Annotated in this window: 8 protein-coding genes; 5 read left to right on the top strand and 3 right to left on the bottom strand. The window is 57.6% G+C overall.

Features of this window, described 5'->3' with window-relative positions:
* Positions 1-399, top strand: a 399-nt coding sequence (locus FH061_RS21790; RefSeq protein WP_225984796.1) for a hypothetical protein, incomplete at its 5' end; no start/stop codon positions are given.
* A 142-nt stretch (positions 400-541) separates the two neighbouring features.
* Here FH061_RS21790 and FH061_RS21785 read toward each other — a convergent pair.
* Positions 542-1,177 (bottom strand): TetR family transcriptional regulator, encoded by a 636-nt coding sequence (locus FH061_RS21785; protein WP_151637952.1) that lies wholly within the window; start codon positions 1,175-1,177, stop codon positions 542-544.
* Between the two features lie 175 nt (positions 1,178-1,352).
* Here FH061_RS21785 and FH061_RS21780 point away from each other — a divergent pair, with 175 nt between their 5' ends.
* Genes FH061_RS21780 through FH061_RS21770 form a run of 3 tightly spaced genes read left to right on the top strand, consistent with a single transcriptional unit; the run spans position 1,353 to position 7,168 of the window.
* Positions 1,353-2,579 (top strand): efflux RND transporter periplasmic adaptor subunit, encoded by a 1,227-nt coding sequence (locus tag FH061_RS21780; protein ID WP_151637939.1) that lies wholly within the window; start codon positions 1,353-1,355, stop codon positions 2,577-2,579.
* 12 nt (positions 2,580-2,591) lie between these two features.
* Positions 2,592-5,747 carry an efflux RND transporter permease subunit gene (locus tag FH061_RS21775; RefSeq protein WP_151637938.1) on the top strand — a complete coding sequence of 1,052 codons (3,156 nt, stop codon included), beginning with the start codon at positions 2,592-2,594 and terminating at the stop codon, positions 5,745-5,747.
* Between the two features lie 2 nt (positions 5,748-5,749).
* Positions 5,750-7,168 carry an efflux transporter outer membrane subunit gene (locus tag FH061_RS21770; RefSeq protein WP_151637937.1) on the top strand — a complete coding sequence of 473 codons (1,419 nt, stop codon included), beginning with the start codon at positions 5,750-5,752 and terminating at the stop codon, positions 7,166-7,168.
* A 51-nt stretch (positions 7,169-7,219) separates the two neighbouring features.
* Here the strand turns inward: FH061_RS21770 and FH061_RS21765 are convergent, their stop codons facing one another.
* On the bottom strand, positions 7,220-7,498 hold the full coding sequence (locus FH061_RS21765) for a hypothetical protein (protein WP_151637936.1): 279 nt from the start codon (positions 7,496-7,498) through the stop codon (positions 7,220-7,222).
* A gap of 91 nt (positions 7,499-7,589) precedes the next feature.
* Entirely contained in the window at positions 7,590-8,948 is a 1,359-nt protein-coding gene (locus tag FH061_RS21760; protein WP_151637935.1) for a hypothetical protein, read from the bottom strand.
* 1,388 nt (positions 8,949-10,336) lie between these two features.
* Between FH061_RS21760 and FH061_RS21755 the strand changes: the two genes are divergently transcribed.
* Entirely contained in the window at positions 10,337-10,825 is a 489-nt protein-coding gene (locus FH061_RS21755) for a hypothetical protein (RefSeq protein WP_151637934.1), read from the top strand.
* Positions 10,826-11,178: the final 353 nt, after the last annotated feature.

Here is an 11,178-nt window from a genome sequence, read left to right as displayed (position 1 = left end):
GGGCAACCTCTTGCGAGGTGTCGCTCACTCAAAATACTGACAGAAAAATATCTTGCGATACTTCCTATTTGTTTCTCTTGTGAGCACTTCATGTTGTTTGAGCTTGCAGCTTGCGCCGCCGGCTCGCCTCATCAAGCGCCCACACTTATCGGTTGTTGGTTGTTAAAGATCCAGTTGCTCGCAGCGGGCCAGGCCCGCCGCATCGCTGTCGAAGCGTTTTGTTCGTCAGCAGCAGAGAAACGAGATTATGCAGCATTCAAAGCGTGTCGTCAACCACCTTTCGTCCGTGCTGGTGATGTCCGAGCGGCTGGTGCCGACATCACCGCGCATGACTTCTTTAAACAATGCAGCTCGGTTCTCATTACTTTACGGCACACTTATTTCATTATCGATGCCTGACTTACACCACGTGACGGACAGTCCTCCATCTTACGTATGCTTAGCGGCTTGGCCTCGCGTCCATAGGCTATTCCGTCAATGTGCCGTATCAACGACTCGGTTTGTCACTTCATTGAAGCGAATCGACGCGTAGGCTTGCGTACTATTCTTTTCTCAAACTTTGAGCATGCCGGATGGTATCCATACACGCGTCGACCAAGCGGTCCGCCTTGGCAGCAAGATCGAACGAGCCGTCCGCGAAAAGCCAGTTCCTTATAGTCCCGTCAATTCCTGCGTGAAACATAACGGCTGCCAGAGGTACATCGATATCGGACGCGAGCTGTCCTTTCTCGACGGCAAACTCCAACATTTTAACCAAGCGAGCTCGTCCATTCAGGAATGCTTCTTGCTGACGCATGTACGCCGGATCCGCGGGATCAACAAATTCGCACTTGTTGTAGAGGATATCGAACACTTTGCGCATATGAATGTCTGTAGCGGCCTGCTTTAGAAAAAAGATGCAGACGCTTCGCAGATGGCCGAGCGGATCGTCATTGTCGGAGTTGACGCCTGAAGATGCCAGTTCCTCCATCGGCAGGCGAACACGTTCGCACATTGCGTTAAAGAGATCGCTCTTGTTCTTGAAATGCCAGTAGATAGCACCTCGAGTCAGACCGGCTGCTTCGGCAACGGCTTCCAGTGTCGTACGCGCATATCCGGCGCGGTGGAATACATCTTCCGCAGCGTCGAGTAAGTGGTTACGCGTTTCCAGTGCTTCTTCCTTGGTTTTCCTTGCCATTTGGGTAGGGAGTGTAATTGGGTCGATAGCATAAGCCAACAACATACATTCAGGTTCGTATGTATAATACACCCATCGTGCAGATAGCGAATAACAAAATGCAGTTGAAAGAGCTTTCACTGCATATTCTTGCAATCTGCAGTAACTTATTCCACTTTTCCTTCGGAAAACCGTCATGAGAGCACTTTACCGATATACCCCGCTGGCGGCTGTCTTGGCTGCTGCGCTGAACTTGTCGAGCTGCGGCGACCAAATCGCGAGCGCCCATGCACAGGCTCCCGGAGGTATGCCGCCGCCGGAAGTTTCAATTGTCACGGCGTCACCCGAGAGACTGACGTTGTCCAACGAATTGCCCGGACGTCTCGAGGCGACGCGCGTTGCCGAAGTAAGGGCCCGCGCGGCCGGCATCATTACCAAACGTGCATTCCGCGAAGGCAGTGAAGTAAAGGCTGGCGAACTGTTGTTTCGTATCGATCCCGCCCCGTTTGAAGCCGCGGTAAGCAGCGCGCAGGCTACGCTCGCACGGGCCGAAGCCAATCTGTCGCAGGCAACCACCACCGCTCAGCGATATAAGCCGCTGGTGGAGACAAATGCAATCAGCAGGCAGGAATATGACACTGCGCTGGCAACGCAGAAGCAGGCGGCCGCTGACGTGCAGTCTGCGAAAGCGGCATTGGTGACTGCCCGATTGAATCTCGGCTATGCCACGGTCAATGCTCCAATTTCCGGTCGCATCGGACGTGCATTGGTCACGGAAGGCGCTCTGGTCGGTCAGGGCTCCGCAACTCCTCTGGCGACGATTCAGCAGCTTGATCCTATTTATGTGAACATTACCCAGTCGGCATCCGAAGCGCTGAAGCTGCGTCGCGCCATGAGTGCGGGACAATTGCAGAAAGCTGGCAAGGATGAAGCCAAAGTCAGCATTGTCATGGAAGACGGCGAGATCTATCCACAGGCAGGCAAGTTGCTGTTCTCCGATCAGACGGTCGATCCCAGCACGGGCGCGATCACACTGCGGGCACTTGTGCCGAATCCGGATCGTTTCCTTCTGCCTGGCATGTATGTGCGTGCGCGGGTGGAACAGGCAGTGCGCGAAAATGCGATTACGCTACCGCAACAGGCAGTTCAGCGCACACCCAAGGGCGCGGTCGTCATGGTAGTCGGCGAGGACAACAAGGTCGCACCCCGCCCGGTGAAAGCGGACACCGCGCAGGATAACAAATGGGTGATCAGCGAAGGACTCAAAGGCGGTGAGCGCGTTATTGTCGAGGGCTTCCAGAAGGCACAGCCGGGTGCGGTCGTGAAAGTGGTGCCTTGGAATCAGGCCGCCTCGCCTGCGCCGGCTCCCGCGCAACCCGCATCTCAGCCAGGCAATCAACAGCAATCCGCTCAAACGAAATAAGAGAGCAATCGAATGGGAAAATTCTTTATTGATCGCCCGGTTTTTGCCTGGGTGATCGCGGTCTTCATTTTGCTCGGGGGTGCGCTGTCCATTACAGGATTGCCGGTTGCGCAATACCCGACGATCGCTCCTCCGTCCGTGGTCATCACCGCGATTTATCCCGGCGCGACTGCACAGACGCTGGAGAACAGTGTTACCAGTCTGATCGAGCAGGAGCTGAACGGCGCTCCGGGCCTGCAATATATGGAGTCGCAGAGCCAGGGCAACGGCCAGGCGCAAATTACGGCGACTTTCGAACCCGGTACCAATATCGATCTGGCGGCGGTCGAGGTACAGAACCGCATGCGCCGTGTCGAGTCGCGGCTGCCGCAGGCCGTTACCCAACAGGGCGTGCAGGTGACCAAGGCACGCAGCAACTTTCTGATGGTGATTTCGCTGTCGTCCAAGGACGGGAGCATGGACCCGATCGCTCTGGGCGACTATATCTCCCGCAATATTCTCAATGAAGTCAAGCGCGTGCCGGGAGTCGGTGAAGCCATCCTGTTCGGTACGGAACGCGCAATGCGCATCTGGATCGATCCCGATAAATTGGTCGGCCTCCAGCTGACGCCGACCGATGTCGCCAACGCGATTCGCGCACAGAATGCTCAGGTCGCTTCCGGTACGCTGGGCGAGCTTCCCGCACCTGGCAGCCAGCAGGTCACCGCTCCGATCGTAGTCACCGGCCAGCTCAACAGCACCGAGCAGTTCGGCAACATCGTACTCCGTGCCAATACCGACGGTTCGGTCGTGCGTCTGCGTGATGTTGCGCGTGTTGAGCTCGGCGGTCAGGCTTATGCTACATCGGCTCGGACGAATGGCAGGCCGTCATCGGCGATTGGCCTGCAATTGTCCCCGACAGCCAATGCGCTCGCTACCGCCACTGCGGTACGCGCCAAGATGACGGAACTGGAAAAGTATTTCCCTGCTGGAATTCAGTACGACATTCCCTATGACACGTCGAAATTCGTGAAAATTTCGATCGAGGAAGTCGTCAAGACCCTGCTTGAAGCGGTGTTGCTGGTGTTCCTGGTGATGTATCTCTTCCTCCAGAACATCCGCTATACCCTGATTCCGACCATCGTGGTGCCGGTCGCGCTCATGGGCACCTTTGCCGCGATGTACGCGTTCGGCTTCTCAATCAATGTGCTGACCATGTTCGGCATGGTGCTGGCGATCGGTATTCTGGTGGATGACGCCATCGTGGTCGTGGAGAACGTCGAGCGGATCATGAGCGAGGAAGGTCTGCCGCCGGCCGAGGCCACACGCAAGGCCATGGGCCAGATTACCGGCGCCATTATCGGCATCACGCTGGTGCTCATCGCCGTGTTTATACCGATGGCATTCTTCGGTGGAGCGGTGGGTGCGATCTACCGCCAGTTCTCGCTGTCCATGGTGGCTTCCATGGCGTTCTCGGCACTCATGGCCCTGACGCTGACACCCGCCCTGTGCGCTACCCTGCTCAAGCCGGTGCAGGCTGGACATCATCACGAAAAGCGCGGCTTCTTCGGCTGGTTCAACCGGAAATTCAACTCGGCCACCAATGGCTATCAGCGCGCCGTTGTCGGCATGCTCGGCAAGACGGGCCGTTACATGATCGTGTACGGCTTGATCCTGGCCGTGGTCGGCCTGCTGTTCATGCGCCTGCCCTCATCCTTCCTGCCGAATGAAGATCAGGGCTATATCCTGACCAATATCCAGCTGCCGGCCGGCGCCAGCGCCAATCGTACGCTGGATGTGGCAAAACAGGTCGAAGGCTATTTCCTCAAGCAGCCGGGGGTCGAGCATATTATCGCGGTGATCGGCTTTTCCTTTTCCGGCAGCGGTCAAAACGCGGGAATTGCCTTCGTACCGCTCAAGGACTGGAATGAGCGCGGCGCGGACACGGCGGACAAGATTGCGGGCAAGGCCATGGGGACGCTGACCGGCATCAAGGACGCGATTGTGTTCGCTTTGAATCCGCCACCCATTCCTGAACTCGGCACGGCGACAGGATTCAACTTCCGTCTGCAGGACCGCAGCGGCATGGGCCGCGAAGCCCTGCTGGCGGCGCGGAACCAGCTCCTCGGCATGGCAGGCAAGAGCAATTTGCTCGCCGGCGTGCGTCCGGAAGGTCTGGAAGATGCGCCACAGCTCCAGATCGATGTCGATCGTGACAAAGCTAGTGCGCTCGGCGTGTCGTTTGCCGACATCAACAGCACGCTGTCGGCGGCACTGGGCTCGTCTTATCTCAATGATTTTCCCAACCAGGGCCGCCAGCAGCGCGTGATCCTGCAGGCGGAGTCGACCAAGCGCGTGCAGCCTGAAGATCTGGGCAACCTGTACGTGCGCAATGCATCGGGCAACATGGTGCCGCTGGCAACCTTCATCTCGGCAAAATGGATCAATGGACCGGTCCAGATCGTGCGTTACAACGGTTATCCCTCAATGAAGATTGCGGGCCAGGCTGCACCGGGCTTCAGCTCCGGCGAAGCGATGGCGGAGATGGAGCGGCTGGCTGGACAATTACCCCCTGGATTTGGCTTTGAATGGACAGGCCAGTCGCGCGAGGAGCGCACTTCCGGAGCACAAATGCCGATGCTGATGACGCTGTCGCTGCTTGCGGTCTTCCTGGTGCTGGCCGCTCTTTATGAGAGCACGTCGATACCCCTGTCGGTGATGCTGGTGGTGCCGCTTGGCGTGCTTGGGGCGGTACTTGGCGTAACGCTGCGCGGCATGCCCAACGACGTCTACTTCAAGGTCGGTCTCATCACCATTATCGGATTGTCGGCGAAGAACGCGATTCTGATTATCGAATTCGCGAAGGACTTGCAAGCGCAAGGCAAGGGATTGATCGAATCCACGGTGGAAGCCGCCAGGTTGCGTTTCCGTCCCATCATCATGACCTCGCTTGCTTTCATCCTCGGCGTGTTGCCGCTGGCAATCGCCACGGGCGCCGGCTCTGCCAGCCAGCGCGCGATCGGCACCGGGGTGATGAGCGGAATGATCACCGCCACCGTGCTTGCCGTGTTCCTTGTGCCTGTGTTCTTCGTGGTGGTGCGACGTCTTTTCAAGGCAAGCAAGCGCCAGGAGGAGTTCTGGGCCACTCATTCACCGAAAACCGCCCCGAATGACGTAGGGGGTATCTGAATATGCTTAAGTTACGCAATTCTGTTTTCCTTTTGCTTGCTGCAGGCGTGCTGAGCGCCTGCTCCCTTGCACCGAAATACGAACGCCCGGCTGCGCCGGTCGCCACGGCGTTTCCGGAGGAGCCTTTCCCTGCCTCCAAGCCGGGCGGAGTCTCGGCAGAAACAGGCTGGCGCGATTTCTTTCATGATCCTCGATTGCAGCTGCTGGTCGAGTCGGCCCTGGTGAATAACCGGGATCTGCGCATCGCTGCATTGCGCATCGAGGAGGCACGGGCGCAATACAATGTCGTTGCCGCCGACCTGCTGCCCAACCTCAGTGCCGCAACGGGGGGATCACGAGGCCGGACTTCGGCAGCGACTTCCCCGCTCGGGAGGTCGGCAGTTTCCACCGCCTATCAGGTTGGCCTCAACCTCGCCGCCTTCGAACTTGACTTCTTCGGCCGTGTCCGCAGCCTGAACGAAGCCGCCCTGTCGCAATACCTGGCTACGGAAGAAGCGCAGCGCGCGGCGCAGATCAGCCTGGTTGCCGAGGTAGCCAAGGCGTATCTGGCGGAACGTGCGTTTGCCGAACAGCAGGAGCTGGCGCAGCGCACCCTGAAGGCACGTGAGACAGGATTCAAGCTGGCTCAGCAACGCTTCGAGGTGGGAGCATCCTCGGCGCTGGATTTGCGCCAGAATGAAGTGCTCGTCCAAACTGCGCGGGCATCGCTCGCCACCCTGGTGCGGCAACGTGCCCAGGCGCAGAATGCGCTGGCTGTTCTGGCAGGCAGGCCCTTCGCCGAACTGCCGCCGGCACGCACCCTGTCGGAGCAAAACATCGTGGCCGAGCTCCCTGCAGGCTTGCCTTCCGATCTGCTCGCCCGCCGTCCCGACATTCGCGCCAGCGAACAGCAGCTGATTGCGTCCAATGCCAACATCGGAGCGGCGCGTGCAGCCTTCTTTCCCCGTATTTCACTGACTGCCGGCATCGGCAGCGCCAGCACCGATCTGGGGGACCTGTTCGAAGCAGGCACGCGGACCTGGTCGTTCGTGCCGCAGCTGGTGTTGCCTATTTTCGATGCCGGCCGCAATCGTTCAAACCTGACTCTGGCCGAAGTCCGCAATAACATCGCGGTGGCCAACTATGAAAAAACGATCCAGGTAGCCTTTCGCGAAGTCTCCGACGCCCTGGTGGCTCGCGGCGCCATTGATGAACAGATCGATGCCCAGCGCCGGGTACTCGAGGCGCAAGCGGACCGCCTGAAACTGGCTGAGCTGCGTTATCAGAACGGCGTTGCCAGTTCCCTTGATGTGCTGGACGCGCAGCGCGAGCTGTTCTCTGCCGAGCAGACACTGGTGCAGGCCCGCTTGCTGCGCCTGACGAATGCCGTGGACCTTTATCGGTCGCTGGGCGGAGGGCTTAACGAGAAAGCCACTCCCTGATTCTGCTCAATTAGTTGCCTGGTCAATAGCGCGAACCGTTTTGGTCTCGCGCTATTTTTTGCACATGGCCACCGAAACATAGAGCGGATTGCAGGTGAGTGCATGGACGAATCGGCCTGCTTTGGGTGCAGGGCACGGCGGGAGGAGCGCCGTGTGGCGGGCCACACCAGCGACGAACAACGCCGCCATGCGCCCAAAGCAGGCCGATGCGACCGCACATTCATCTGCAATCCGCTTTAAAACGACGCATCGAGCCTTGGTCAGCACGACCAGACGGTAAAACGGCAGCCGGGATATCCGGCTGCCGTTTTGAAGATGCGTGGGTTCCATTGACGACAATACTAAATGGCCGCACCTCGCTCGGACACCGCCACAGAAGATATCATCGAGCCACCCTGCGCACGGTTTACACTAGAGCATCTCACTGATTCGGCCGCGGACGACGAAACTGTCGCTTCTTGGGATAGCCATTCGTCTGTGTTTTGCCGCCACCTTGCTTGCGCGGCCAGTTCGATCCGGCGTTCATCGAGCCCGGATTGTCGAGCCAGGCGCTTAACTGCTCGGATATCTGGGCAATACCTCCCGTAACACGCAAATACCGGTTCCTGAATGTTTTGCGAAGAAATTCATCCGCTGGTGCGGGTATGTCCTCGCGCAGACCGACCATTCGCTGGCAATTGCGCAGAGACGGAGCCGTACGAAGATCGTCCAGCGACACCGCGGTCAATTCCAGCTGCGGGAACCGAGGCTGCAAATCTTCGAAGTCACGCGTGCTGATCCCGATCAGCGCGATCATCGGCTTGAATGTGCTGTTCGGCGACGGCGGCAATTTGGGATCGAACAAAGGCTGCACATCCATTTCGGCCAGATGTGCATCTTCATCATCGGCAGCGGAACCTGCCTGCAGCGAGGCTTCCGTACCTTGGGTGGCGTAGGCGGCCTGCCTTGTGAGCGGCTGGTTCACCTGGTGTCCGCGCTTGGGCCGATGATCGGCCTGCGTTGTCTGTCCGGTCTCGGTCAGCGCGGATTGGAACAGGGAGGACAGCGCCTGCGTGCCACCCTTCTCCATCAGTTTATTGACAAGAGCAGTGGCCAATTCCTCACAAACCATGGTGACGAAGGGACGCGCCATTTCAACGAAATTCTCCGCTGCGACCTGCGGAGGAATCGGGGCCGCCTGTCTGCCCCGGTTGTGGTCCGCCGATGGCTGCGGCCGGGATGCGCGTGGCCGCTCGTTGGCCGACCGGGTCTGAGACAGTGGAGCGGCAAGGTTCTCTTCGCCGGATCGGCTCTCCTGGGCAGGTTCGTTCCCGATGGACCGCGCATCATTTGCACCCGCTGCCTCGTCACGCTGTTGCAGATCCGCGATGCTTTGCGCCGTATTCTCTTCAAGACCTGTTTGGCCATCTGTCTCGACGGCGCCCGGCATCTCCCGATTGCCATCCGTGCCTGCCTCGGCCAGCGATACCGTGGTGTCGGCCGGTTTCGGCGCATCAAACAAGTCATTCTGGGGAACCGCATCGAGCTTTTGCAGAATGCTATGCAAGCGCTGCCGGATAGCCTGGAAACCTTGCGAGATCGAGATCAGCTTGCGGTGCCGAGGCTCCGGCAGGGCGTCCTGCGCGTTGAATACGTCCTTGGCCTTAACTTCTTCCAACTGGTGTGACTTAAGTAATTCGCGGCCCTTCATTTCCAGAAGGCGTGAAGCAATTCTTTCCCACTCTTCTTCTGTCCACTTAATGACGGTGGGCGCCGCTGCCGGTTCAGGTTTACGAGGCATAACTTCTCAATACAAAATTGGTCTTGATGACGGCTCAATGGCCTTGTTTTATTCCTGTGCGTTTTCACCCGGTTCAGACAGCTGTTTCACGCTATCTGTCTATGGGCACGCAAGTTCCATTTAAGTTCCATACCACCAAATCCACAGGACAAGGGCTTGTACCGCTGCATGCTGCGAGGATAGGTCGACGCCAGCTCGCTCTACTCCAGGCGATGGACGAAATTGATGGGGGACACATGCGAACAATAAAAGGATAGCACGATCGGTCGTAAAAGAATGGCTGTTTCTTACGATTTGAATAAATCTCGGCCTTTATGAGAACAAAGAAGCAATAATGCCCGCGCAATACAAAAAGTCACAAGGTTCAGTGCCAGAAAGTCGCTGTCGGGATTGCATCCTGCAAGAGCACATCGCCGCCTTGGCGCGGCACCAGCCCCGATATCCGGGCTCTCTTGAAAAAGATGCGGTGCTTTATTTTATCTATGGCACGTTACCTAAGCCTGCCCGCTCCCGGGGACGCCTCGTCTTATCATCATGTTGATTGCGAAAACGCGCTACTAATCGAAGCTTTGCGCCTTTATGTTCTTAAGTTCGCGGCCCTCATGAAAATGCTGCAGGCATCTGCGACCATGTGCTGAATCGGGCCACACCATTCCTAGGTTTTTAGTGCATTCCTCCGCGATGTCAGAAATCCAAGACAAGAGACGTTAAGCATGCATGGTTCCACCGCTTGCAGGCTCATTCAATATCGATATGGCGCGTTCATTTGGCATCAAGTAGGAGGAATGGAATGGCTTGCCTACAGCCGTTCAATTGCACCGCGATCCTGCGCCCCTTGCCATATTGGCCTCTCCCGAAATGGAAGCGGCTGAAACGGACCGGACCGGAACACCGGCCCTCCTCCGGCTTTTCCTGTCACCAATGCGCTGCGAGAACAGCTGCATGAAAACCAGCATGGACCGGTGTATTCGCGGATCGCCGGCAGGCAGCGCGATGAACTGCCTATGCAGCGATTGCGCGTCGAAGGGTCGATGCAAGAGGTACCGCGTGTCATGCTTCGGTGATGAAAAATGAAGCCGGATCAATAAAACCGGATGACGGGCGCCAAGGCATTAAATTAAGAATCTTCTTGATAAATCTTCTTGATATTTATCAGCCTCGACTGGCGAACAAAACTTGTTTGCCACTGTCAACCTCTTCATTCATTAAACTGCTCATCGCCTGTAGGCAAACTGCAGCGAGCGGTTCGAGCCAGCTACGAGGAGCATTCGCGTACTTCATCTACATACCTATGAGGTACGCGCGGCACTCTAATCTCAGAATGAGGATGCGCAGTCGGTTTTCAAACAGGCTCTCATTCCTTCTTTATTTTCGTTAAGGAACCTCACATGCGTACAACCGTATCGGCAGCAAGGGCTGTGGAGCTTGAATTACAGCATGCACGAGAGGGAATGCTGTACTACACAAAACTGGTTGAAAACCTCGAGGATGTTCTGGAGACCCTGGCGGCAATCGAATCACCGTCAGCTGTCAGGCAGCCGAATAGCCGTACAAGGGCTGCATCGAAGACAAAGTTGAAGCCGGCCACGCGAAGCCGGCGAGCCGCATCCAGTTCTCCGGCCAAGTCGAACCTGCCTCCGACCGGAAAGGATTTCTGGCCGAGACTATTGACGGACGTCCCGCAACCAGCGGCAGAAATTTTCAAGGCAGCCGTAAGCGCGCTTGGTATTCGTCCATCCGCCGACGACAGGAAAAAGCTTACCCAGCGCATGTCCAATGCGCTTAGCGTCATGGCCAAGAATGGCGATATTCATGTGGAAGGCGACCGCCGGACGCGACGCTACGCCAGAAATCCCGGCGGCGGAAGCCATGCCTGAACATGTAATGATTTTCTACTGAACCCGTCAGCTGCAGCACAGGTAAAGGCAGTCAAGCAAACGCACGTTGGCTTGCACCGGATGGCTGCAGCCTTGCTCACGTGAGCCCAATACCTTATCGGCATCCCATCGCACGCTTGAGATGGAATGCGGCGGATGCGCCCCTTCACCAGAGTGCTCCGGTGCTGCATCTAGAGCGGTTTTACCCTGACCTGCCTGCCGATCCCGGACGGATTGCCGCCGGCACTGCGTTGTGACGCCTTGTCCCAGCAGCAATCTGGCTCGGCCTCGACTAGGCTTTGTTTGATAAGCGTTGCGAGCGGTTCAGATTGGCGCCGAGGAGCGTACGCGTA

This window comes from Noviherbaspirillum aerium (assembly GCF_008929045.1).
GTDB classification, from domain to species: Bacteria; Pseudomonadota; Gammaproteobacteria; order Burkholderiales; family Burkholderiaceae_D; genus Noviherbaspirillum; species Noviherbaspirillum aerium.
Note: the sequence above shows the minus strand (reverse complement) of the source record. Positions and strands in the feature narration are given on the sequence as shown.